At 60.4% G+C, this 23,992-nt stretch carries 20 protein-coding genes and 1 tRNA gene; 10 read left to right on the top strand and 11 right to left on the bottom strand.

Features of this window, described 5'->3' with window-relative positions; genetic code table 11:
• The first annotated feature begins 204 nt into the window (after window positions 1-204).
• The gene (locus DAES_RS03265; protein ID WP_013513607.1) at window positions 205-654 is read left to right on the top strand and encodes a hypothetical protein; all 450 of its coding nucleotides are present in this window, start codon (window positions 205-207) and stop codon (window positions 652-654) included.
• A gap of 335 nt (window positions 655-989) precedes the next feature.
• Here DAES_RS03265 and serB read toward each other — a convergent pair whose 3' ends face one another.
• The gene (serB, locus tag DAES_RS03270) at window positions 990-2,204 is read right to left on the bottom strand and encodes a phosphoserine phosphatase SerB (RefSeq protein WP_013513608.1); all 1,215 of its coding nucleotides are present in this window, start codon (window positions 2,202-2,204) and stop codon (window positions 990-992) included.
• An 878-nt stretch (window positions 2,205-3,082) separates the two neighbouring features.
• Between serB and DAES_RS03275 the strand changes: the two genes are divergently transcribed.
• A complete protein-coding gene (locus DAES_RS03275; RefSeq protein ID WP_013513609.1) occupies window positions 3,083-4,774 on the top strand; it encodes a hypothetical protein in 1,692 nt (563 codons plus the stop codon).
• A gap of 1 nt (window position 4,775) precedes the next feature.
• Here DAES_RS03275 and DAES_RS03280 read toward each other — a convergent pair whose 3' ends face one another.
• A complete protein-coding gene (locus DAES_RS03280; RefSeq protein WP_013513610.1) occupies window positions 4,776-5,618 on the bottom strand; it encodes a mechanosensitive ion channel family protein in 843 nt (280 codons plus the stop codon).
• A gap of 84 nt (window positions 5,619-5,702) precedes the next feature.
• Here DAES_RS03280 and corA point away from each other — a divergent pair, with 84 nt between their 5' ends.
• The 3 genes from corA to DAES_RS03295 all read left to right on the top strand — a co-directional run bounded on the left by corA (window position 5,703) and on the right by DAES_RS03295 (window position 9,062).
• Entirely contained in the window at window positions 5,703-6,755 is a 1,053-nt protein-coding gene (corA, locus tag DAES_RS03285) for a magnesium/cobalt transporter CorA (protein WP_013513611.1), read from the top strand.
• A gap of 142 nt (window positions 6,756-6,897) precedes the next feature.
• Complete coding sequence (locus DAES_RS03290; RefSeq protein ID WP_013513612.1) at window positions 6,898-8,379, top strand: sensor histidine kinase; 1,482 nt, start codon at window positions 6,898-6,900, stop codon at window positions 8,377-8,379.
• A gap of 59 nt (window positions 8,380-8,438) precedes the next feature.
• On the top strand, window positions 8,439-9,062 hold the full coding sequence (locus DAES_RS03295; RefSeq protein ID WP_013513613.1) for a LysE family translocator: 624 nt from the start codon (window positions 8,439-8,441) through the stop codon (window positions 9,060-9,062).
• 71 nt (window positions 9,063-9,133) lie between these two features.
• Here DAES_RS03295 and DAES_RS03300 read toward each other — a convergent pair whose 3' ends face one another.
• The 3 genes from DAES_RS03300 to DAES_RS03310 all read right to left on the bottom strand — a co-directional run bounded on the left by DAES_RS03300 (window position 9,134) and on the right by DAES_RS03310 (window position 13,362).
• Entirely contained in the window at window positions 9,134-10,288 is a 1,155-nt protein-coding gene (locus DAES_RS03300; RefSeq protein WP_013513614.1) for an AI-2E family transporter, read from the bottom strand.
• 168 nt (window positions 10,289-10,456) lie between these two features.
• Window positions 10,457-12,376, bottom strand: coding sequence for an acetate--CoA ligase (gene acs / locus DAES_RS03305; RefSeq protein WP_013513615.1), 1,920 nt, complete (start codon window positions 12,374-12,376; stop codon window positions 10,457-10,459).
• A gap of 107 nt (window positions 12,377-12,483) precedes the next feature.
• Complete coding sequence (locus tag DAES_RS03310) at window positions 12,484-13,362, bottom strand: LytR/AlgR family response regulator transcription factor (protein ID WP_013513616.1); 879 nt, start codon at window positions 13,360-13,362, stop codon at window positions 12,484-12,486.
• A 492-nt stretch (window positions 13,363-13,854) separates the two neighbouring features.
• Between DAES_RS03310 and DAES_RS17910 the strand changes: the two genes are divergently transcribed.
• The 3 genes from DAES_RS17910 to DAES_RS03320 all read left to right on the top strand — a co-directional run bounded on the left by DAES_RS17910 (window position 13,855) and on the right by DAES_RS03320 (window position 14,761).
• Entirely contained in the window at window positions 13,855-14,082 is a 228-nt protein-coding gene (locus tag DAES_RS17910; protein WP_236608452.1) for an acetate and sugar kinases/Hsc70/actin family protein, read from the top strand.
• On the top strand, window positions 14,079-14,207 hold the full coding sequence (locus DAES_RS17915; protein ID WP_236608453.1) for a toxin-antitoxin system HicB family antitoxin: 129 nt from the start codon (window positions 14,079-14,081) through the stop codon (window positions 14,205-14,207). The genes DAES_RS17910 and DAES_RS17915 overlap by 4 nt, the downstream gene beginning before the upstream one ends.
• Before the next feature lie 296 nt (window positions 14,208-14,503).
• Window positions 14,504-14,761, top strand: coding sequence for a hypothetical protein (locus DAES_RS03320; protein ID WP_013513617.1), 258 nt, complete (start codon window positions 14,504-14,506; stop codon window positions 14,759-14,761).
• 4 nt (window positions 14,762-14,765) lie between these two features.
• Here DAES_RS03320 and DAES_RS03325 read toward each other — a convergent pair whose 3' ends face one another.
• Window positions 14,766-16,073: an acetyl-CoA hydrolase/transferase family protein gene (locus DAES_RS03325; protein ID WP_013513618.1), complete on the bottom strand. Its 1,308-nt coding sequence runs from the start codon at window positions 16,071-16,073 to the stop codon at window positions 14,766-14,768.
• A gap of 356 nt (window positions 16,074-16,429) precedes the next feature.
• Here DAES_RS03325 and DAES_RS03330 point away from each other — a divergent pair, with 356 nt between their 5' ends.
• Window positions 16,430-18,688 carry a KAP family P-loop NTPase fold protein gene (locus DAES_RS03330; protein ID WP_083808622.1) on the top strand — a complete coding sequence of 753 codons (2,259 nt, stop codon included), beginning with the start codon at window positions 16,430-16,432 and terminating at the stop codon, window positions 18,686-18,688.
• Between the two features lie 136 nt (window positions 18,689-18,824).
• Here the strand turns inward: DAES_RS03330 and DAES_RS03335 are convergent.
• A tRNA-Leu gene (locus DAES_RS03335) sits at window positions 18,825-18,911 on the bottom strand.
• Between the two features lie 124 nt (window positions 18,912-19,035).
• Here DAES_RS03335 and DAES_RS03340 point away from each other — a divergent pair.
• On the top strand, window positions 19,036-19,719 hold the full coding sequence (locus tag DAES_RS03340) for a DUF554 domain-containing protein (protein ID WP_013513620.1): 684 nt from the start codon (window positions 19,036-19,038) through the stop codon (window positions 19,717-19,719).
• Window positions 19,720-19,769: 50 nt separating this feature from the next.
• Here the strand turns inward: DAES_RS03340 and DAES_RS03345 are convergent, their stop codons facing one another.
• The 4 genes from DAES_RS03345 to DAES_RS03360 all read right to left on the bottom strand — a co-directional run bounded on the left by DAES_RS03345 (window position 19,770) and on the right by DAES_RS03360 (window position 23,964).
• On the bottom strand, window positions 19,770-20,258 hold the full coding sequence (locus DAES_RS03345; RefSeq protein ID WP_013513621.1) for a hypothetical protein: 489 nt from the start codon (window positions 20,256-20,258) through the stop codon (window positions 19,770-19,772).
• A 113-nt stretch (window positions 20,259-20,371) separates the two neighbouring features.
• Window positions 20,372-21,280: an AEC family transporter gene (locus DAES_RS03350; RefSeq protein WP_013513622.1), complete on the bottom strand. Its 909-nt coding sequence runs from the start codon at window positions 21,278-21,280 to the stop codon at window positions 20,372-20,374.
• A gap of 152 nt (window positions 21,281-21,432) precedes the next feature.
• Window positions 21,433-22,182, bottom strand: coding sequence for an N-acyl homoserine lactonase family protein (locus DAES_RS03355; RefSeq protein WP_013513623.1), 750 nt, complete (start codon window positions 22,180-22,182; stop codon window positions 21,433-21,435).
• A gap of 528 nt (window positions 22,183-22,710) precedes the next feature.
• Window positions 22,711-23,964 carry a NupC/NupG family nucleoside CNT transporter gene (locus tag DAES_RS03360; protein WP_013513624.1) on the bottom strand — a complete coding sequence of 418 codons (1,254 nt, stop codon included), beginning with the start codon at window positions 23,962-23,964 and terminating at the stop codon, window positions 22,711-22,713.
• Between the last annotated feature and the right edge of the window lie 28 nt (window positions 23,965-23,992).

The raw sequence follows: 23,992 nt of genomic DNA on the forward strand, positions 1-23,992 counted from the left end.
CGATGGCGTATTTCCTTGGTTTCCACAAAATCGTGTTTTTTACCCTTGACAAAAGTGACAAAAAACAAAAAATTTTATCAAATTTGTTACATTCGCCAAATGCAAAAACGCATCGCCCGGTTGCGGGGGCAAATTGACCTTTGCCCAGGCAGCCCCTATGATTTTGTCTGCTGGGCTTTTCCGTGGCCGGAGGAGGGTGCCTGTGTGACGCGATTCAAGAGTGCGGCGATTGTTTTTCTCGTGCTTGCCGGGGCGGTGGCGGTGGCCCTGTCCATCGACTATACGGACACCTATGTGGCCGACAGGTTCCGCAAGGCTCTGGCTGCCGGGCTGTATCAGCCGGGGGAGCCGTTTTCTCTGGATGCCTTCCTGGACTATTACGATTGGGACACTGTCTGCGTGGTGGCGCCTGGCTCGCCCGAGCCGGAGTTGCGCAACCGGTTCGGCCTGCCGTATCTGGCCTCCGAGCCGACAGAAGGCCGCTGGAGCCTGATTTTTTCCCGTGGCGGCAGGGTGGTGGCCGAGGTGGATTTTGCGGACGAGGAGCTGGCTCCGCCCCGCGGCCTGCCCGATCTCTGCCCTGAGCGCTGGGCGGCCTTTGTCAGCATTGAGGAAGACGCCTCAGGCCGCCGCTTGGTGGTTCTGGGTCACTGATTCCGGTCTTTCGGTCCTGATCCGGCCCGCTTCGCCCTGCCCGAAATGGCGGGATTGTCAAAAATGTCCCTGCGCGAAATCTTCCTCCACCAAATTCCCCTTCTTCAAACAAGGCATGCCCCAAGGCTCGTCAGAGCCCCTTTCGTCTTTCCCGCCCGAAGCCGGAGCAGGGGGGGAGGTGGGGTAGTGCAGCCTTGAGCCGTTGATGAGCCGTCTTCGGCGCATCTTACGGATCAGGACAGCAGAGATAGGCGCAAGAGCAAGGTGAGACCGAAGTGGAGTCCTTCTCCACGAGGGTGCGCCTTGCTCGCAGCAACGCAGCAATCGGCTCCGCCTCACTCCCCTGCCACATCGCGGTCGCGGACGCCGATGAGATAGAGGATGGAGTCGAGTCCGAGGGTGGAGATGGCTTGGCGTGCGCCCTTTTTGACCTTGGGCTTGGCATGGAAGGCGATGCCCAGGCCCGCGAGGTTGAGCATGGGCAGGTCGTTGGCCCCGTCGCCCACGGCAATGACCTGTTGCAGGCTGATGCCCTCCTGGTCGGCGATGGCCTGGAGCAGTTCGGCCTTTCTCTGCGCATCCACGATCTCGCCCAGGGCGCGGCCCGTGAGCTTGCCGTCCACTATCTCCAGTTCGTTGGCGTAGACGTAGTCGATGCCGAGCCGTTCCTTGAGGATGTTGCCGAAATAGGTGAACCCGCCGGAGAGGATGGCGATCTTGTAGCCCACGTTCTTGAGGGTGGAGATGAGCCGTTCGGCCCCTTCGGTCAGGGGCAGGCGGGCGGCAACCTCGCGCAGCACGGATTCGTCGAGGCCTTTGAGCAGGGAGAGGCGTTTGCGCAGGCTCTGCTTGAAGTCGAGCTCGCCGCGCATGGCCGCCTCGGTGATGGCGGCCACCTCTTCGCCCACGCCCGCCACCTTGGCCAGCTCGTCGATGACCTCGGCCTGGATCAGGGTCGAGTCCATGTCAAAGGCCACCAGCCGGCGGTTGCGGCGGAAGATGTTGTCTTCCTGAAAGGCGATGTCGGCCACGAGATCGGCGGAGATATCGAGAAATTTCGAGCGGATGGCCGCCATGTCGCGGGGCGTGCCGCGCACGGTGAACTCCACGCAGGCGCGTGCCGATTGAGCCGGGCGACCGGTGAGGGGCACGCGGCCCGAGAGGCGGTGGATGGTGTCGATGTTCAGGCCCGATTCGCTGACCACGGCGGTGATGGCCGCGATCTGCTCGGCGGAGATGGACCGGGCGAGCAGGGTGATGATGTGCCGCTGCTTGTCCGCCTCGCCCACCCAGGAGGTGTAGTCTGCCTCGTCCAGCGGGTGGAGCTTCATGGTCACGCCCAACTCGTGGGCCTTGAAGAGCAGATCCTTGAGCACGGGCTGGGAGTTGGCGGGCAGCCTGATGAGTATGCCCAGGGTCAGGAAGTTGTGGATGACCACCTGGCCGATATCGAGGATATCCACGCTGAACCCGGCCAGCACGTCGGAAAGCTCCGCCGTCAACCCCGGCCTGTCGTTGCCGGTCACATGCACCAGTATGATCTTTTCCATGCTTTTCGCTCTCCCGCGCAGGTTTTGCGGACCTTGGCACAAATCGCCACGGCAGTAAATGGCGCGGGGAGTGGGGAGTGGGGTGGGCGGGGGAGAGGGAGAGAAGAGCCGTCGCTGGCGCTCCTCCAAGTTTTTTTGATTGCCCTCCCGGCGGGGTTACTTTCTTTTGCAAGGCCCAAAAGAAAGTAACCAAAGAAAAGGGCCTTGCCAGCTTGGCCGCCTGCACTCCACGGCCAAGAAGCTGATCCATGCGGGGCTGCTCCCGAATCAAGTCGCCGAAGCGGCTCCGTGATTCGAAGAGCCGCAGCCCTCGCATGGTCAGCTTCTAAGCCTTAGGAGGCTTAAGGGCTGGGGCGCACTGAGGCCGGAAAAGCTGCGGTCGCGGTAGGCGGATGGGCCTGCGATCACCTCAGACCTTCTTTGTCTCCACGCTGGTCACATCATTTTCGAATTAACTACCGCAGACCCGCAATGGGCGGGAGCGACGCAGCGCCAGTTCGTCGGGCCGCGTCTCGGGCGAAACCCGGCGGAGGCGGTAGTCTTCGACGCCGACAACTGTTTCGCCAGCGGGCCGACGTTACTGGCGCGCGGCGCGGGAGACCCGATCACAGATTCTTGAAAAGCGGTTTTTGCTTACTTTTGGCCGCTTTGGTCCAAAAGTAAGTCGCGACGGAGGAGCGAAATCTATCCATCAACGCCTTTGGTGACCGAGGAGAAAAAGAGCGGGGCATACGCATCACATTCCGAGCCAGTGAATTGACGATGTGCTTGCCCGACGGTGGGCTTCCCTTTTGGCATGCAATGTTGCATATCGGAAGAAAGGCGGAAGCTCCGGGGAATCGACATTTCGGGAAACCAGAAACGAGACGAGCAAGACCATGACCCTGCTGGAACTGGCGAAAGAGCGGTTTGAAGACCTGACTGAAAACGAGGAAAAGCTGTTCTCGGAGATTCAGAAGACCGGAGTGGCAGTGTTCCATGAGAAATGGGAAAATATCGATCCCTCCACCGCCGACCTGCCCGAACTGCGCGCCGAGTGCGTGGCGTGGCTGTTGACGGACAGAAAGGCGGTTGAGTTGATCACTCACCGGGGGGTGACGGTGGCTGGAGCGCGGTTGAACGGGAAGCTGGATGCGTCGTTCTCGCGGTTTCCGTTGCAATTGGGTTTGATAGGGTGCCGTGTGCCGGGGCGGGTCGTGTTACTGGATGCTTCCTTTGGCCTATTGAAGCTTTCAAGGTCACATGTCGGGGGAATTTGTGCCGACCGCATGCAGGTTTATGGAGATGTCTTACTTGATGAAGGCTTCATCTCGGATGGTGAGGTGCACCTTTTAGGTTCGTCTATCGGCGGTATTCTGGCTTGCCGAGATGGAAAATTCCTCAATGAGGGCGGAGATGCGTTGAGCGCAGACCGAGTGCGTGTTTCAGGGGGTGTTTTTCTTGACCAAGGATTCAGTGCTCGTGGTCGCGTGCGTCTTTTGGGGGCATTCATAGGCGGGAATTTGCAATGCCATGGTGGAGAGTTTCACAATGAAAACGGTATGGCGTTGTGTGCTGATTTTATGCATGTTTCAGGGTCAGCCCACTTTGAAGATGGATTCATCGCACATGGAGAGATGCACCTTTTGGGGGCATCAATCGATGGGAGCTTAGTGTTTAGTGACTCTGTAATAAGTAATAATGACGATTCTGTTCTTAATGGGGAACGTCTCGTCGTTGCAGATATGTTTTTTCTAGGGGGCATGGAGATCAAAGGAGATGTCGAACTCGGAGCGTGTTCGCTGGAAAAGGGGCTCAGGATACATGACAATACTTGGGAAGTAGACAGTTCCCTGTCTCTTCGCGGGGCTTCTGTAAGAATGCTCTATGACACCCCGTCGGGGTGGCCCGCAAAAGGGGAGCTTTTTCTGAACGGTTTCAGTCTTGGGTCTTTCCAAGATGGGGCCACAATGGATGTCGCCGACCGCCTCGCCTGGCTCGACCTCCAGCCGGACGATGAATACCGGCCCCAGCCCTATGAGCAGTTGGCGGCGGTGTACGCGCGAGCCGGGTATGAAGGCCAGGCCAGGGAGGTTCTGATCGCCAAGAATAAGCGGCTGGCTGATTTTTACAGGCGCGACTTTCTGCCGAGCTTCAAGCACGGTTTTCAAAAGCGTATTTCACGGTCTGCGACAGAGTCACAGCCGCCGCAGTTCGGCCTGCTGGCAGGAATATGGCATCATCTCCTCGGCTTGTTCGTGGGCTACGGCTACCGTCCACAGCGTTTGTTGTACATGGCCCTTTGCATGGTGGCTCTGGGCTGGGTGCTGTTCGGTTGGGGGTTCGGGCGGGAGGCCATTGTTCAGGTCCAGGCCGGGGCGGGCGGGCATCCACCGTTTCAGGCTTTCGTCTATTCCCTCGACACCTTCCTGCCCCTGGTCGATCTGGAGCAGAAAAGCCGGTGGATGCTGGACAGTCGAGCCGGGTGGCCGGGTGGCTTGCTGGTCTGGTATCAGGTCTTTCACATCCTCATGGGCTGGATTCTGACGACCTTTGCCTTTGCCGCCCTCATCGACCGGCTCAAGCGCTAGCCTACTCCACCTGCATGGCCGCCAGTTCGAGCTGGCCGGGGGCGAGGTGGGTGAGGAAGCGGGTGGTGATGAAGTCCTCGCTGTCGCGGGTCAGGCGGGAGCGGCAGAGGTAGCGCAGGGTCAGGCGGATGCCGCCTGAGGCTGTGGTGACGTAGACGCGGGGGGTCATCTCGCGGAAATAGACCGAGCGGCGCTCAAAGGCGTTGCGGATCTTGTCGAGGTCCATGGACTGGGATTCGCGGTAGGCCTCGGCTGCGTCGAGCAGGATGGTGCGCGCCTGCTGCCAGTCGCTGGCCGGGGTCAGGGTCAGGCGCAGCTCGTTCCACAGGTAGCCCGCGCCGCGCGTGGCGTTGATGACCGGCAGGGTCAGGACGTGGGCGTTGGGCACCTTGACCAGCCTGCCCGTGCTGTGGCCCGTGGTGGAGCTGCCGCCGATCTCCAGCAGGGTGAAGTAGAGCACGCCCTTGGCAATGACATCGCCCGCGTTGTCGCCCACCTGCACCCGGTCGCCGATGGCGAACAGCTCGCGCCAGAAGATGACGAACGAGCCGAGGAAGTTGAGGATGACCTCCTTGGACACGATGGTCAGGGCCGCGGCCACGATGGTCAGGGCCGCGAACACCGGGCTCAAGCCCTCGAACCAGATGAAGACCAGCCCGATGACGAACACGATCACCGCCACATAGGTGGTGGCGCGGGGCGTCTCGGCCACGGGCCTGCCGCGCCGGGCGGCGAATGACCGGGCCATGCGCGCCAGCACCAGCACGGCCAGAGCCAGGGCCAGGGTGTGCAGGGCCTTGATCAGGCCGGGATGGTCCAGCAACTGCCGAATGATCGATTCCATGAAAGCTCCCGCATGGACTTGGTGGTTTGGTCAGTGTAGTACACTAGCAGGAACCCACCCCCCTGACAAACTGCGGGAGGCCCCATGTTCGATTCCCTGCGCTGGATGCGCGTCAAGCACGACAGCGCGCCCGGATCGCTTATCTACGCTGGCGAGGCGCGCGATTTCACCCCTTTCATCGAGTGCTGTTCTTATTCCAGGGATGAATTGACCGAGGTGCGGCTGGCCCCGGATCAGGACATTGCTCTTGCGCCGGACAGGGTCAATCTCGTCCTGGTGGTGGGCATTCACGACGCCGAGACCATCCGCCGGGTCGGGGTCGGGCTCGATTTCCCGATCCTGGCACTGGAGGATGTCATGAACGCGGGCCAGCGGCCCAAGTTCAGCTGGGCCGACGACGAAACCGGGTTCATGGTCCTCAAGAGCCTGAGCGAGGATGCGGCGAGTCTGGTCAGCGAGCAGGTCAGCCTGTTCTGGCGCGACAATCTGGTGGCTGTCTTCCTGGAGCGCGAAAGCGGCGTGCTCGACGGCGTGATGGGGCGCATCCGCAAGGGCAAGGGGCGGCTCAGGAGCGAGGGCGGGGCGTATCTCATGGCCGCCATCCTCGACGTGCTGACCGACTGCAACATGAACACCCTGACCCGGTTCAGCGAGCTGGCCGAAACCCTGGAGACCAAGCTGGAGGGCAGGACCACCGACGACCTGCTGGGCCAGCTCTACACCCTCAAGCGCGAGGTCATCCTGCTGCGCAACCAGCTGCTGCCGATGCGCGAGATATTCAAGGCCCTGCTCGGCGTGGATGCCGAGATCTCGGAACCGGCCCTGCCCCTGCTGCGCGACACCGCGGTCCATCACGAGCAGGCCGTGGACCACGTGACCACCCTGCACGACATCCTCAAGTCCATGATCGACTACCAGATCTCGCTCATCTCCATGCGCACCAACCGGGTCATGCAGCTGCTCACGGTCATCGCCACCATCTTCATCCCCCTGACCTTCATCGCCGGGGTCTACGGCATGAACTTCGAGCACATGCCCGAGCTCTCCTGGCGGTATGGCTATCACTACTCGCTGGGCCTCATGGCCGCCGTGGCCCTGGTCATGCTCTTCTACTTCGTGCGTCGAAGATTCTTGTGACCAGAGCCGTTTTTCCCCGGCTTTGCTTGTATTCGCCGTTGCTTGCCTGTATGCTGATTTCAACTGTCGCGGCGATGTCCGTGCATTGCGACATTGTACGCCCATTGTCCGGCCATTGCCCGGTCACTTGCCTGGAGGGGGCATGAGAACTCCTGACGGCCCGCAGGCCGAGCGTGAAAAGCCCAAGAGCGGCCTCGACTTCGATTCTGTCGAGGATCGGTTCGACTATGTGGTCAAACGGATCGAGGAAAAACTCGACGACTACGACGGCTATGATTTTTCCCTGCGCCAGACGCGCGCGCTGAACATCTTCTTCGAGCTGGCCCAGGAGGTGCGTGGGCGGGACATGTTCTACGCCGTGTGCATGATGATCCCCCGCGTGCTCTTCAGGCTTGAGAGCTCCATCTACCTGCTGGAGGACGAGGAGACCTTTTCCCTGGCCGACAGCTCCACGGACCGGGGCAGACTGGAATCCGTCCGCACCTGGGACCGCGAGCTGACGGACCGGGTGGTCCTCTCCGGCGACCACCTCCACATCCCCATCCAGTGCAATCCCCAATACGCGGACCTGCTGCCCTTCAAGCCGCCGCACAACATCCTCGGCTCCTTTGTCATGCACCCCTGCAGCGCGGTCCAGGGGCACGAGCATCTCTTTCTCGAAAAATACGTCAACCGCGTGGGCTACCAGCTCCACCAGCGCATCATCGGGTCGCGCAACCGCGAACACCTGCGGTTCATCAAGTCCATGGTCCAGGACATCGGGCATAACGTCATCGTGCCCAACATGTACTTCAAGCTCTATTTCAACCGGCTCAAGCGGCAGATCGAGGATCTGCATCTGGTGACCGGGCGCGTCCTGACCCGCATGGCCGAGAGCGGCGACCCCGAGAGCGTGTCCGAAGGCAACAGGCTGGCCCAGACCGCAGCCTCCATCGAGGCCCAGTACCAGGAGATCTATCGCCACTACGAGACCACCTCCATGTTTCTCGAAACCCTGCTGCGCCGTCGCCATTTCGAGGAGGGCCGCTACGTGCTCGAAAAGCGCGAGGTGGACCTGCGCACCAGCGTGCTCGAACCGCAGCTGGAACGCTACCGTCAGGCCCTGGAGGAGCGGGGCATCCGGATCGGCTATCAGCTGGGCGGCGCGCCGGACCAGGAGGTGCGCATGGTCATGGACCGGGGGCTCATCGCCCAGGTCTTTGCCAACTTCCTCTCCAACGCGGTCAAGTACACCGAGGAGACGGTCCTGCCCGGCGGCGAGGCGGGCAAATTTCTCTCCTACGGCTGGCAGGTGCTCAAGGACTACTTTGGGCCTGCCCTGCCCGGCATCAGGCTGTGGGTGACCACTTCCGGCCCGCCGCTGCGCCTCAAGGACCCCATGACCGTGTTCAAGCCCGGCTTCAGGGCCGACAACGTGGCCCTTGAGAGTGGCACCGGGCGCGGGCTCTACTTCGCGCGTCAGGTGATCGAGCTGCACGGCGGCAGCGTGGGCTACCGCCACGATGGCCGGGGCAACGAATTCTACTGCACGCTCCCATTTGAACAGGAGCCGAGGCCACCCCGAACCTTGTCCGAGCCGGGTGGGCAGCCCAAGGGTTCCGAGGCGGACGCCCCGGCCCCTTGACTTTTGCGGCGGGCAGGCATTGACTGGCCCATCAGCAACCCAGCGCCCAGGAGCCTGCCGTGACCGCCGAGACCTATGCCGCCTATCTGCTCGCCACCGTCATCGTCCTGATCATTCCCGGCCCGACCATCATGCTCGTGGTCAGTTGCTCCCTGACCCAGGGGAGACGGGCGGCCCTGCCCCTGGCCCTTGGCGTGGGCCTTGGCGACATGGCGGCCATGGCCGCCTCCCTGGCCGGGCTGGGCGCGCTTCTCAACACCTCGGCCACCCTGTTCACGGTCCTCAAATGGATCGGTGCCCTCTATCTCATCTATCTGGGGATCAAGACCTGGCGGGCCAGGCCGGAGCTTGGGGCGTCCATGGCCCGGATGCACGATGCCAGCAGCCGGTCCAACTGCCTGCGCGCCTTTGCGGTCACGGCCACCAACCCGAAATCCATCGCCTTCTTCTGCGCCTTTGTGCCGCAGTTCATCACCCAGGCCGCGCCGGTCCTGCCCCAGGCCCTGCTGCTCGGCTCCACCTTCGTGATCCTGGCCGTGGTCAATGCCGTCCTCTACGCGCTTCTGGCCGCGAGGGCGCGAAAGGCCGTGGCCAGCCAAAGAGCCATGAAGATCGTCAACCGCGTGGGCGGCTCGGCCCTCATCGGCGCGGGCGTGCTCACCGCGGCCATGCGCCGCGCCTGATCAATTCGAAGGGTTCGCAAAGGGCGTGTCAGAATGGCCGCCTGATTTGGCGGAACCGGTCCAGAAGCCGGTCAGTCCGTTGGCGTGTTTATGGTCGTGCCGGGGGTCGTGCCGGGGGGCGCTTTAATGGGCGCGTCTCGCTCGGCCAGCAGGCGGCGGTAGTAGGAGAGACACAGACAGGTCATGGGCAGGGCTATGAGCAGGCCGAGAAAGCCGAGCAGCTTGCCCCAGATGGAAAGCGAAAGCAGGATCAGCCAGGGGGACAACCCCAGGTTCTCGCCCTGGATCTTTGGAATCAGAATGATCTCCTGAATGGCCTGGACCACCACGAAGACCGCCAGCACCAGCAGGATGCCGATCCACGGCGGCTGGCCCGCCTCCAGCGAATCGAGCCCGGCCAGCAGCACGGCGGGCAGCAGGCCCAGGGTGCCGAGGTACGGGGCGATGTTCAAAATGCCGATGAACATGCCGAGTATCACGGCCATGGGCAGGCCGATGATCATGAATCCCACCGACAAAAGCGCCCCCACCAACAGGGCGATGATGACCTGCCCCCGGAAATAAAGGCTCATGGTCTGCTCGAATTCGCCCATGAAATCGATGGCCCTGGCGCGGTACTGCTGTGGCAGATACTCCGGCCAGCGCTCTCTGATCCTGCCGAAATCCATCAGCAGAAAGACCACATACAAGAGAATGACGCCCAGTCCGAGCAACCCGGCCAGGAAACTCGCCGTGCCGCTCAACACGCCCCGAACGCCGGGCAGTATCGTCGCAACCACCTTCCTGGCAGCCTCCATTGCGCCGTTGCTGGTGAACAGGGCGCGAACATTCTGGTCGTCTGCCAACGCCCGCAGCCAGACCCAGACCTCGTCAGGCAGATATTCCCGCACCCGCCGCGCCAGGTCTGCATTGCCCGCCAGATCGGCCAGCACCCGGCCCATGTGCGAAAACTCGGCACCTATGAGGGGAGCCATCACCCACACCAGCCCGGTCACAGTCCCGGCCAGAAGTGTCACCGTGACCACCACGGCCAGCCATCGGCTCCGGACCACACGCTCCACCCGGCTGGTCAGCGGATTGAGCAGATAGGCCAGAAGCAACGCCACCACAAAGGGCACCAATACCCCCGACAAATAGCCGAGCATCCAGATCAGGCCCACAATCAGCAATGCCCCAAGCACCATGCGGACCACGCTGTCCAAAGTGTATGGTTTGTCTGCAAGCATGGAACCGTCCGTGGTAAAAATGTGGCTGGCCTCAGGGCATCACTACCAGCCCGCAACACTTTAAACAAGCCGCTCGCTATGCTGTCCCCGCCCCTCTTCTCCCACCAAAAAGGAAAGGGCACCCTCTACGGACGCCCCTTTCCTCTCCCCATCAAACCGGGAAAAATCCTACTCCTCATCCTCCCCGCCGGTCAAATCCCCAATCCCTGTCCCGGTCTCCTCGGCCTTGAGCACCCGCCGCATGATCTTCCCGGACCGCGTCTTGGGCAACTCCTGGCGAAACTCGATGGACTTGATCACCGCCACCGGCCCAAGCTCGTTGCGCACGGTTTTTTTCAGTTCCTTGATCATGCCGTCGCTGGCCTCGAACCCGTCATTGAGCACGACAAACCCCTTGGCCGCCTCGCCCTTGATCCGGTCCGGCACGCCGATGACCGCCACTTCGCATACTGCCGGGTGGGCGGCGAACGCGGCCTCTACCTCTGCCGAGCCGATGCGGTGCCCGGCGATGTTGATGACATCGTCGGCACGGCCCTGCATCCAGATGTAGCCGTCCTCGTCCTTCCTGGCCACGTCGCCCGCGTAGTAGACGCCGGGGATCTTGGTCCAGTATTCCCTGTAGCGGTCGTCGTCGTTCCACAGCCCGGTCATCATGGCGGGCCAGGGTTTGGTGATGACCAAGAGGCCGCCCTTGCCCGTTGGCATGGGGTTGCCCTCGCGGTCCACCACCTCGGCCTCCACGCCGGGCAGGGGCTTGGTCACCGAGCCGGGCTTGAGCAGCGAGATGGGCAGGGGCGCGATCATGAACATGCCGGTCTCGGTCTGCCACCAGGTGTCGAGCACCGGGCATTCGCTGCGGCCTATGTTCTTGTAGAGCCATATCCAGGTCTCGGGCGAGATGGGCTCGCCCACCGAGCCGAGCAGGCGCAGGCTGGAGAGATCGTGCTGCTTGGGATACTGCGCGCCAAAGCGCATGAGCATGCGGATCATGGTCGGCACGGTGTAGAAGATGGTCACCCCGTACCGGGCCACGATGGACCAGAGCCGGTCGGCCTGTGGATAGTTGGGATGGCCCTCGTACATGACCGTGGTGGTGCCCGCCAGGAGCGGCCCGTAGATGCCCGCGCTGTGGCCCGTGACCCAGCCGGGGTCGGCGGTGCTCCAGAAGATGTCCGTGGGCTTGATGTCAAAGACCGAGGTCAGGGTGCGGTGCACGCCCACCATGTAGCCCGCGTGGGAGTGGACAATGCCCTTGGGCTTGCCCGTGGTGCCCGAGGTGTGGAGCATGAAGAGCGGATCAGCCGCGTCCATGACCTCGGTGGGCGCCTCGTTGCGCTCCTGGCGGATGAGATCGTCGTAGTGAAAATCGCGGCCATCGACCATGTCCACGCCGATGTTGCAGCGGCGCACCACGACCATGGATTCCACGCAGTCGGCGCACGAGCCGACCAGGGCGGCGTCCGCGGTCTCCTTGAGGTTGATGATGTGGCCGTTGCGGTAGAAGCCGTCCGAGGTGATGAGCAGCCGGGCCTGGCAGTCGTTGATGCGCTGGCGCAGCGCCTTGGCCGAGAAGCCCGCAAAGACCAGGGAGTGGATGGCCCCGATCTTGGCCGTGGCCAGCATGGCGATGACGGTCTCGGGCAGGGGCGGCATGTAGATGACCACCCGGTCGCCCTTGCGGATACCCAGCGAGCGCAGGGCGTTGGCGAACCGGTTGACCTCGCGGTAGAGCTCGAAATAGGTGTATTTGCGCGAGTCGCCGGGCTCGCCCTCCCAGATCAGGGCGAGCTTGTTCTTGTTGGCGGTCTCGATGTGGCGGTCGAGCGCGTTGTAGACGATGTTGCAGCGCGCCCCGGCAAACCAGCGGTAAAAGGGCGCGTCCTTGTCGTCGAGCACCTGGTCCCATTTCTTGAACCAGTCCAGCTCGTCGGCGGCCTCCTCCCAGTAGCCAAGATGGTCCATGGCCGCGAATTTGCGCGCGGCCTCCAGCTCCTGGGGATTGATGTTGGCCTCGATGACCAATTGGGGCAACGGGCGGAGTACCCGTTCCTCGGTAAGCAAGCTGTCGAGTGCGCCTGACTGATCCATAGTTTCCTCCTCGCCGCCAAAAGCCTGTCAGCGAGCCTCTTTCATAGCACGGTGCCGCCGCAATGCCCGCGATATTCGGCAAGCGGTCCAAGCGGCGGGGCGAACGGTCACAGCCCGATGACCTTTTTCAGCTCCGCGATGCGGCGGCGGCTGATGGGCAGTTCGATGCGGGTGCGGCCCGCGGTGCGCAGCATGAAGTTGGAGCCGGGCATGCTGGCGATCTCGGTGACCATATCCAGATTGACGAGATACTTGCGGTGCACGCGGAAAAACCGGTGCGGCTCCAGCCTGTCCTCCAGGTTCTTGAGCCGGTGCGACGACAAAAACTTCTGGTTGGCCGTATGCACATAGGAATAATCCTCAAACGCCTCGACAAAGATGATCTGGTCGTAGGGGATGAGGATGGTGCGGCCATCCTGGGAGACCGCGAGCTTCTCTATCTCCAGCCTGCGTCCGCCGGTCTGGTCCCAGGCCGACTTCAACGCGGCCAGGAACGAGTCCTGCTCCTCCTCGGGCAACGGAAGCTGCACCGTGCGCTCGCGCTCGCCGTTCGGATCGTCCGGATCGTCGGCGTCCGCGGCAAAACTCGCCGGGGTCGGCACCTCGCGAAAACGTGACTTGAAATTCTGGAGCCGGTCCACGGTCCGGGCCATGCGCCCAGTCGCTGGCGGCCACAAAAGATAATCCGTGGCCCCCAACTCAAAGGCCGCATAGGCGTGGGTCTCGGTGTCGGAGATGAAGACCAGGGCCGGCTTGTGCTTGCGACCGGCCAGCATCTGGGCCATCTCGATGCCCGATGCGCCGCCCGGCAAATCCACACCCACGAAAAACACGCCGTAAGGAATCGCCTCCAACATCTCCATGGCCTCAAAGGCCGAAACCGCCTCGCCGAGCACCTGGATGAAGCGCACATCCTCCAACACGTCGCGCAAAGCGGTGCGAATCTCCGGATCCGGATGGATGAGCAAAGTCTTGAGCTTGGGCATCCCGACGCGTCCCTGGTAGAAAATACACAGTCCCTGGGCCGAGTTCGACCCACTCCCATCACCTACCCGGAATCCCCCCCGCGCGCAAGGGCGAGAAGGAGTGTGGGTGGGGCGTGGTCGGAGTGTGGGTGGGGCATGGGTGTGGGTGGGAGATTCCGGGGGGAAAACTTTTGGAAATAGCCGCCACCTTGTGTGGGACTATCGGCTCTTGCCTTCTGTTTTCAACGGGTTGCGGCCGCTTGGTCGCAGCCCGTTGCTGGTTGTGTGTAACTGCCGTGTGTGAATCGGTCAGGCAACCTGGCGGCCTTCCCTGTCCACGTCATGCCGTACTACTTCCCCTCCTTGTACAGGCCGGATATCCTGGGCCGGAATATGTCGAAATGCTCGGTTCGGATTTGCCGGACCTGTAGCGTCTGGGCGGAACCTTGCCGCCGTATACGCTTTCTGTCTCGGGAAGTCGCGCCAGTGTGGACAAGCAGGAAGGAGTGCCAGATGAACGTGAAGCATTACACTTACCGAGTTCTCTGGTCGGAAGAGGATCAGGAGTATGTCGGCCTGTGCGCCGAGTTCCCCGCTCTCTCCTGGCTCGATGAGGAGCAAGCAGCCGCCCTTGAAGGCATCGTCCATCTAATTCGCGACGTGGTGGCCGACATGGAGGCCAGCGGTGAGCCGATCCCGGAACCGTCAGCCAGAATAATTTTTCCGGCAAGATTTCATTGAGGACCACGCCCGCCGTTCACCGCGACTTGGCTCTGTCGGCAGCAGAGAACGGCGTGAGCTTGAACAGGCTGATCAATGCGCTGATTACGGGTCGGGGGTGTCATAAGGTGGAATTGAATTGCTGAGTGGTGCGGTCATGGTGTGACGGAGTGACGCAGGTATTCCTGGACAGCACGTCAAAGGCAGGACTCGGAAACCGAAGAGGGCGCGCAACTCCGCTCGTCAAGGGCGGCGGTGTCAGGTAAATACCATCACTGTACAAAAAGTGGTTGAGCTAAAAAAACATTGCCGCAATTCATTCATCATGGGTCGAGAGAGGAGCCAACAATGTCGTATCTTGTTAAAAATGAACACTGTTGTGTTTTAGATGGCGATCCTTTCAGAAACGACATGATGTTATGAAAGGGGGCAATTAAGCACCTTGGCCGAAGGTGATCTCGACCGCGCCCGCGAACTGGGCGTGCAACTGGCCGAGGTCAAACTCAGGATCGAGGGGCTCCAGGCCGAGAACGATGTCCTGGCCGAGGTCAAGGTCGACCGCCTGAGCACCCTGGCCGAGCAGGTCCGGCGCTGCGGCATCCTGACCATCAACGCTGAATGTGAGACCTATATGGCGCACCGGGCCGAGGTCATGGCGGCCATCGCCAAGGGCCGGGCCGACCTGCGGCGGGGCGGCTGAGCCGCTACAGCAGGCGCATCCGCTCTGCCTCGCGCATGAGCTGGTCGCGGAAATCTGGGTGGGCGATGGTGATGATGGCCATGGCCCGCTCCCCCACGCTCCTGTGCTTCAGGTTCACCAGCCCATGCTCGGTGCACAGGTAGTGCACGTCCATGCGCGGCGTGGTCACCACGGCGTCGGGGTCCAGGCGGGGCACCACCCGCGAGATGGTTCCCCCCTTGGCGGTGGAGTAGAAGGTCAAGACGGACTTGCCGCCCTTGGCAGCGTATGCCCCGCGCACGAAGTCCAGCTGGCCGCCGGTGCCGGAGAACTGCTGACCTCCCATGAACTCGGCGTTGCACTGCCCGGTCAGGTCCACCTGGATGATGGAGTTGACCGCGATCATGTTGTCGTTCTGGGCGATGACCGCCGGGTGCATCACATAGTCCGAGGGGGCGCTGGCCAGGCTGGGGTTGTCGTGCATGAAGTCGAAGGTGTCCCGGGTGCCGTAGGCCAGGGAGAAGACGTGCTTTCCTGGCAGCAGGGTCTTGCGCCGACCAGTGACGATGCCTTGGCGGATCAGGTCCACCATGCCGGGGCCGAAGAGTTCGGAGTGGATGCCCAGGTCCCTGTGCCCGGTCAGGCAGGGGCAGATGGCGTTGGGCAGGCTGCCGATGCCCAGTTGCAGCACCGCGCCGTCGGGGATGATTTCGGCCACCAGCCGTCCCACTGCCTCGTCCTCTGGCCGGGGCGGGGGCGGCGGCAGTTCCATGAGCGGCACATGGTTTTCCACAATGGCGTCCACCTCGGAGATGTGCAGCGGCGAATCGCCGAACACGCGGGGCATGTTCTCGTTCACCTCCACCACCAGGGTGGCCGCCTCCCGCGCGGCGGTGGAGGTCAGGTCGTTGGCGGTGCCGAAGCTGAAGTATCCGGCCTTGTCCATGGGCGAGACCGTGGTCAGGCAGGCATCCACCTGCATGTATTCGCGGATGAACTTGGGCACCTGGTGCAGATAGGAGGGGATGAACTGGACAATGCCCGTTGCCGCCAGCTTGCGGACCGCGGCGCTCAGAAACCAGGTCTTGGCAAAGATGGAGTCCACCAGGTCGGGCTTGAGGTAGGTCTCGGCGGCATGGCGCTGGGGGTTGAAGGAGTAGATGCTGACGTCCTTCACGTCTCCGGAGCGCGCCCTGTCGGCCAGGGCGGCGAGCAGGGCCGGCGGCTCGGCCAGGGTCACGCCGTGGATGACGGTGGCACCGTCCCGGATGCGGGAGACGGCGTTGTGCGCACTGGTCAGCTTTTCGCGGTACTGGCTGGCATACGGGTTCATGGGCACTCCTGAGTTTGGACCTATGCTACTGTATGCCCCAGCGCGGGCCGAACTGTCAAATGCGGCGGGGGACCACGCCCGCCGTTCACCGCGACTTGGCTCTGTCGGCAGCAGAAAACGGCGTGAGCTTGAAAAGGCTGATTAATGCGTTGATTACGGGGTGGGGGGGGGCATACGGTGGAATTGAATTGCTGAGTGGTGCGGTCATGGTGTGGTGAGCTCGCCACGCCAAGCCTGCGGAGAAATGCTCCTTTGGCTTCCCTATCTTTTGACATGACACCGCGCTGTTAGTATTGTTTACCCTATCTTCGTGAAGCCCTTACAAGCGATACTGCTGCATCAGCTCGGATTTGATTATGACCAGAACCTGCCTTATTCAGTGTGTTAAGCATGCTTGGGATAATGTCAGGTCACGTAAAGCAAAGGCTACTGGTGCGCCAAAAGAGGCTCAAATGACTATTTCGAAAGGCTATGAAAAACCAATCCAATCACTCAAAGATGACTCTTTAGGGCGGCAGAGAATCGCCAAACAAATCGCACAAACCCTTATAGGGCTTGACGATACTTGGTCAGTCCGAGTCGGATTATATGGGGGCTGGGGAGAGGGTAAGACAAGTGTTGTCAACTTGGTAAAATGCCTCGTGAAAGATGAGGGACATCTCTTTTGCTCTTTCTCGCCATGGGATTGCGACAACATACAAGACTGGTGGGTTGGGCTGGTTGAAATCATCATTGCCGAACTAGAAGCCAATAAACATGACCTCAAGACGATAAACAATCTTAAAACAAAATTAAAAGCACACAAAGCTAAAAGGTATATTTCATTTATCCCTGAGGCAGCCGGAGCTTGTTTTCCCGGCGGGAAGGCCTTGGTGGGCGCGATCAGTCAAGCGGGAGATGATTACCTAAAAAAATACATAACCATTAGCGACGAAGAACTGACCGCAATCCATTCACTGTTGAAAGGGAAACGGATCATCATTGCCATTGACGACCTCGACAGATGCAACCCTAGCATTATCCCGAACCTACTCCTATCGCTAAGAGAGATACTAGACAAACCTAAGCTTTCTTTTCTTTTGGCATTCGACGATGAAATCATCTCCAAAGCTCTGGTACAGCAACACAGGGCATGGGGAAAAGGGGAAAAATTCCTTGAAAAAATCGTTGATTTTAAATTTCACCTAGACCCTCTGGGGCAAAAAGAAAAGCAAACCCTTGTGAACGCTCACAGAACGACCATGCCTGAACTCTTAGGGGATCATTTTCCTGATTTAATAGACGCACTTCCATCCAACCCCAGAAGACTAAAAAGTTTCTTTCGCCATTTCGACTTATTAGAGGTCGAAGTCAAAAGGCACAACAAAGAAGAAGTTAATTGGTATGTCTTATGTTTATTGCTGATCATCAAAATGGACTCTAACAAACTCGTTGATAAAATATTCAATGAAATCGTATTGAACGATGAAGTCATTCAGAACTCTATGTTCAGAAAAGAGAACGATGAAGACCTTAAAGAAAAAGCCTTCACTCAATTAATAAAAGACGAAAGCAACAATAATTGTCGTGAAGCAATAGCAGCTTTTAAAAACGCACTAGAATCAACACGCGATAATAGTGTGAGATATGCCAGAGATTTTTTATTTTCACCTCATGACATAACATGGAAAGAGTATGATGATCTATTAACCGCATACGGTTGCGATATGGTCGATATGGTGTCGTGGATTTCAGGGCATGCCGCCAAAATGTCAAGCAGTCCTGAAGTCGTTCTTGATGAATTGGTCAAAATCACTTTCAGTATGATCAAAAGCCGACTTTATAGTGCCGCAGACGCTCTGCTATTAAAACAACACAACGAACACATCATCTCCTCAATTGGTGCCCTCAACTTTCTCAAAGATTTAATCACTGCCGTGAGCAGCTATCCCAACCTCGTTATCAACACGCAACACATACTTTCAGAACTGGTTGATTTGTCATGCTATTGGCGAAACTTTAGAACAAACGAGTATGATATCAAGGCCAGAAACGAAGAAGAGGCTATGCTCTTATGGCTTCTTCCTAGAGTAAACGGCGGTCTTGTGTCTCTCTATGGAAAGATCTTGGACACAGAGAGGAGTTTCCCATCTGAAAGAGACAATATGTTTACGGAGAAAAATGCCACTTTTTTTCATGCACTTGAAGAGTCAGCAATCAATGAGGTGTTTGTTTATTTTTATGAAAGCAGCAAATATTCCAAGATTAAAGAGCTTGAAGGGGAATATTATGGCGCAACTCAACTAATATTCTCCCCAGACAGTGCCTTACAGAAGAAGCACAACTTGGAAAATCTCGTTAGACAAATGAAGGCCCAGGATAGTGTAAAAGTGCAGTTAGCTCTTTTTGAGTTTTTCAAACTATTGCGCGAGCGTCTGTTTAGTGGCACTATAGGTCTAACTAAAGAACAAATACAAGAAGTTGTCCGCAACGAGGGCTACATCCTGCCATTATGGGAATTCTACATACAAGAACCTTTGAATTTTAGATTCCATCATGATTTGTTGAAAACACATAATTGCATAACAGAACATATCAATTACGAACTGCCAATTCCCGACTGGATTGATAGCTAAACTTCACTAGCCTTCTTCCGTGACAAATGAAAAGACCCTGCCGTGTGCGGCAGACACAGGGTGTACATCCAAACAATAACGCTCCAACGCAAATCAGCGGCCCGCGATTATCCATCGCAAGCCGCTGTTTTCATTCTGGTACCAGGGAAGGGACTCGAACCCTTACAGTATCACTACCGGCGGATTTTGAGTCCGCTGCGTCTACCAATTCCGCCACCCTGGCGTGGGAGAGGTCATTCATAGGGCAGGCTGGCGCAACCTGTCAATATTCTTGTCACGCGGGGCGCTTGGTGGTAGCACCGCTTCTGCGGAACCGGTCTGTCATAGCAACCACAAGGATGCGCCCAATGCTCCCTCTTGGCTCCATCGTCAACGCACTGGCCATCATCGGCGGCAGTCTCATCGGCTGCTGGCTCCAGTCGCGCTTTCCCGATCGCATCCGCACCATCGTCTTTCAGGGGCTTGGCCTGTGCGTGCTGCTCATCGGCATCCAGATGGCCCTCAAGGTCGAGAACATCCTCATCGTCATCTTCGCCGTGCTGCTGGGCGGCATCTCCGGCGAGCTGCTGCGGCTCGACACCCTGTTCGCCCGCCTTGGCGACCGCTTCAAGCGGCTCATCAAATCCGACAACGCCAAGTTCACCGACGGGCTGATCACCGCCTCGCTCATTTACTGCATCGGGGCCATGGCCATCATCGGCTCCCTGGAGGAAGGCATCAACGGCGATACCACCGTCCTCTACACCAAGTCCATCCTCGACGGCTTTGCCTCGGTGGCCCTGGCCGCCACCTATGGCTCGGGCGTGCTCTTCTCCTTCATCCCGGTCCTCGTCTACCAGGGGGCCATGACCATCGGGGCCAGCTTCTTCCAGCAATACTTCTCGCCCATGATGATCAGCCAGGTCACGGCCTGCGGCGGCCTGCTCATCATCGGCATCGGCATCAACCTGCTGGAGCTGACCGAGATCCGGCTGGCCAACCTGCTGCCCGCCCTGGTCTACGTGGTCGCCCTCACCGCCTTCTTTGCATGAAAAAAGCCCGCCATGGGCGGGCCTCTTGCATCGAATCCAAGCCATCCGGCCTATTGGGAGGCCTTTTTCGCCACGGGCTTTTTGGTGCCGCAGCCGCTGCCGCAGCCGCCAGCGCGCTTGAGGTTCACCTCGGGATCGACAATGCGGATGTCGTCCTCGGAATCCATCTGATCCTTGCTCATGGCGTACTCGATGACATCCTCCAGAACCCGCTGGCAGTGCTCGGTGGGGATGAGCTCGCCGACCATGGCCCGCTGGAATTCCGGCCTGTCAAAGGGCGCGGCCCAATCCTTTTCCTTGAAGGCATCCCACGCCCCGATGATGGGCACGTCGATGGGCTTGTCCACCTGGCGCAGGCTCACTTCCCACTTGGTGTAGGCGTAAATGTCGTCCAGAGTCTGCGCCGGCTCGCACGCATGCGTCTCGCTGGCCTGAAAGGACAGCACCACCTTGATCCCTATGGCCAGTTCCTTGAAAAAACGGCCAAACTGCTCGTGGCGCGAAGACTCGACGAGCATCTCTCTGAAATCTTTAGCCATAATATCTCCTTTCACAACCTGTTATCTCAGTACGGGCATAGTCGCCCAATTGCCCCGCGACTTCAAGGGGTTTTCCGGTTTTTGGACGGGCGAACCGGGCCGCCGGGCGTGCATCAGCCAAGAAGGGCGAGCACCAGGGGCAGGGTCAGGGCGGAGAGGATCGTCTGGGCCGTGATGATCAGGGCCATGACGCGGTGGTCGCCGCCCATCTGGCGGGCCAGGATAAAGGCCGAGACCGAGACCGGGATGGCCGTGTAGATGAGCGCGGCGTTGCGCGACACGGCATCCAGCCCGAGTGCCTGGGCGCAGCCAAAGGCGATCAGGGGCAGCACGAGCAGGTGGGCCGCCGAGGCCGCGGCCACGGGCAGGGCCGTATCGCCCACTCCCTCGAAGCGCAAGCCCGCGCCCACGGCCAGCAAGCCCATGGGCAGGGCTGCCTTGCCCATGATGGAGAGCAGGTCGGCCACCACGGCGGGGAGCATGATGTCGAATCCGTTCAGGGTGAACCCGACCACGCAGGAGAGGATGAGCGGATTGCGGGCCAGCTCGATGGCCGTGCGCCGGATGCCGCCGCCGTTGTTGCCGTGGCGCGCCAGCACGAGCACGCAGAGCACGTTGACCAGCGGTATCAGGGTCAGCAGGGCCACGGCCGAGAGTTTCATCCAGTCCGGGCCGAGCAGCGCAGCCGCCGCAGACATGCCCACATAGGTGTTGGGCCGGATGGCTCCCTGAAATACCGAGGTGAAGACCGCTCCGGACATGGGCAGGAGCCGCCGGATGGTCAGCAGCACGCCCGCCATGAGGCAGACGGCAACAAACAGGGTCACGGCCAACCCGGTGGCCGACTCGTCAAAGGAGCGGCCCGACAGCCCGCCCACCAGCAGGGCCGGGAAGAGCGCGTAATAGGTCAGCCGCTCGGACGCGGGCCAGAATCCCGGAGCCGGGAACGCGGCCCGGTTCAGGACAAACCCCAGCAGGATCAGCCCGAAAATGGGCGCCACGGCGAGCAGGATGGGAGACATGGGCGGACACTACGCCCCTTGCGCCTGAAGTGGCAAGCAAAACGGCGGTCCGCCGACAGGAATCGTCAACATGGACGTAGTCTTGCGCGCCAGAAAAACCCCCCGCGCACCGGAGTGCGCGGGGGATCAAATCATTGGCGTTGCTCGGCCCGCTACTCCGGCACGGTCTCCATGGACGCCCACTTGGGCTCGTGCAGGGGCAGGACGAAATCGGCCATGTCCTTGGCCCGGAGCAGGATGTCGTAGGCGTCCTGGGCGTTGGTGTGGGTGCCGGGCGGGATGACCTCCATCTCCATGGCCTTGACCTCCATGGGCGGATTGAGGTTCTCGAGAATGGTGCAGAAACCGCAGATGAGCACGCTGCCCTTGTCGGTCTCGATCTTGACCGACATGCCCCCGGCAGTGTGGGCCGGGGTGTGGATCATGGTGATGCCGGGCACCACCTCGGTGTCGCGGTCCACCACCACCAACTGGCCGTTGTCCTCCACGTCCTCGATGTAGTCCTCAAGATAGCGGAAATCGAGCGGGTGCGGGTTGTGGATGTGCTCCAGTTCCTTCTCGTGCACGTAGATGCGCGCGTTGACGCATTTGTAGTCGTTCTCGCAGTGGTCGTTGTGCAGGTGGGTGTGGATGACGATGTCGATATCCTCCGGGGTTAGGCCGTACTTGGCCAGCCCTTCCTCAAAGGTGTGGATCTTGCCGCCGATGGCTTTTTCGCGTTCCTCGGAGACGATGGGGTGCATCTCGCCGGTGTCCACGAGGATTTTCTTGTCGCCCCCTTCGATGTACCAGGTGTAGATGGGGATGGTGTAGGGGGTGCCGTACCCGTGCTGGTAGGTCATCATGCCCTTGTCAAAGACTTTGGTTCCCATGACGATGGGGTGGATTTTATATGTGTTCATGGTTCACCTTGTGGGTTGTTAATTTCTTTGAAGATATGGGGACTGGTTGGATAAAGTCAAGGTTTGGCGGCGAGGCGGGAGGAGAAGAAAGAAAAGGAAGCCGCCTTTGGCGGGATGAAGAGTCGGGTGAGGATTTCGCTCCTCCGTCGCGACCTCCTTTTGGATCAAAGCGCCCAAAAGGAGGCAAAAACCGCTTTCAAGACCTGTGATCGGGTCTCCCGCGTCGGACACCAGTAGCTTTGGTCTGAGCATAGGGCTGCTGGCGAAACAGTTGGGAGCGGTCGAAGACTCCGCTCCCAACTGTTTCGCCGGGCCGCAGGCCGACGCAACTGGTGCCTCGACGCTCCCGCCCATTGCGGGGCTAGCGAAGGGGGGTTGGAATTGGCGTGGCCGGGCAGGACACAAGACAAGGTCAGGATACTCTTTTGAATTAACCCCTGCCGCGTGAAACAGCGATGGCCTGCCCATCCCGTAAGGGTGGGCGGGCCATCGCCGTTTCATGCGGCTCTTGCCGCCGGAGGCATTCTTTTACGGGATGATGACTCCGACCACGGCGCCGGTCATGAGGGTGGCGAGGGTGCCGGAGATGATGGAGCGCAGTCCGAGGTTGACGATTTCGCCGCGTCGTTGCGGGGCCATGACGCCGAGTCCGCCGATCATGATGCCGAGGCTGCCGAAGTTGGCGAAGCCGCACATGGCGTAGGTCATTATGATGCGGCTGCGTGGGGAGAGGGCGTCCGGGGGCAGTCGGGCCATGTCGAGGTAGGCGAGGAATTCGTTGAGCATGGTTTTGGTGCCCATGAGGCTGCCTGCGGTCTGGGCTTCGGCCCAGGGGATGCCGATGAGCCAGACGATGGGGCTCATGAGCCAGCCGAGGATGCGTTGCAGGGTCAGGGGGGCGTCGGCCACGTTGGGGGCCAGGGCGAGGGCGGCGTTGCCCAGCGAGACGAGGGCCACCAGGACGATGAGCATGGCCACGACGTTGATGAGGATGTTGACGCCGTCCACGGTGCCGTGGGTGACGGCGTCCATGGTGGACACGGACGTTCGCGGGGGGATGGCGCGCCCTTCGGTGGTTTGCTCGGTCTCGGGCACCATGATGCGCGAGACGAGGATGGCTGCCGGGGCGGAGATGATGCTGGCGGCCAGGATCTGGCCCATGGCACCGGGGATGGTGGCGGAGAGGATGGAGGCGTAGAGCACGAGCATGGTCCCGGCGATGGTGGCCATGCCGCAGGTCATGAGCGAGAAGAGCTCGCTGCGGGTCATGCGGGCGAGGTAGGGTCGGACCACGAGGGGGGCTTCGACCATGCCCATGAAAATGTTGGCTGCCGCAGCCACGCCGAGGGCGCCGCCGACACGCATGGTTCGTTGGAGCAGGAAGGAGAATCCCTGGACCACGAGGGGCAGGATGCGCCAGTGGTAGAGCACGGCGGACACGGCGGACATGACCAGGATGATGGGCAGGGCGCGGAAGGCGAGGATGAAGCTCGCGCCGGGATAGGGCTCGGCAAAGGGCAGGTCGCCGCCGCCGAGGTAGCCAAAGACGAAGGAGGTCCCGGCCATGGTGGCTTTTTCGATGACCAGGGCGACCTCATTGAGGCCGAGAAAGAACCGTTCGAAGAGCGGCACCTTGAGCATGAGCAGGGCCAGCCCGAGTTGCAGTCCCAGCCCGATGGCGATGGGCAACAGGCGCACCTCGCGCCGTTTCTCGCTCATGAGCCAGGCCAGCCCCACCAGCGCCATCAGTCCCATGGCGCTTTGCAGCGTGTTCACATCCATTCCCCACCCCCCTGAATTGAAAGTGTCA

It is taken from the genome of Pseudodesulfovibrio aespoeensis Aspo-2, from assembly GCF_000176915.2.
In the GTDB taxonomy this organism is placed as follows: Bacteria; Desulfobacterota; Desulfovibrionia; order Desulfovibrionales; family Desulfovibrionaceae; genus Pseudodesulfovibrio; species Pseudodesulfovibrio aespoeensis.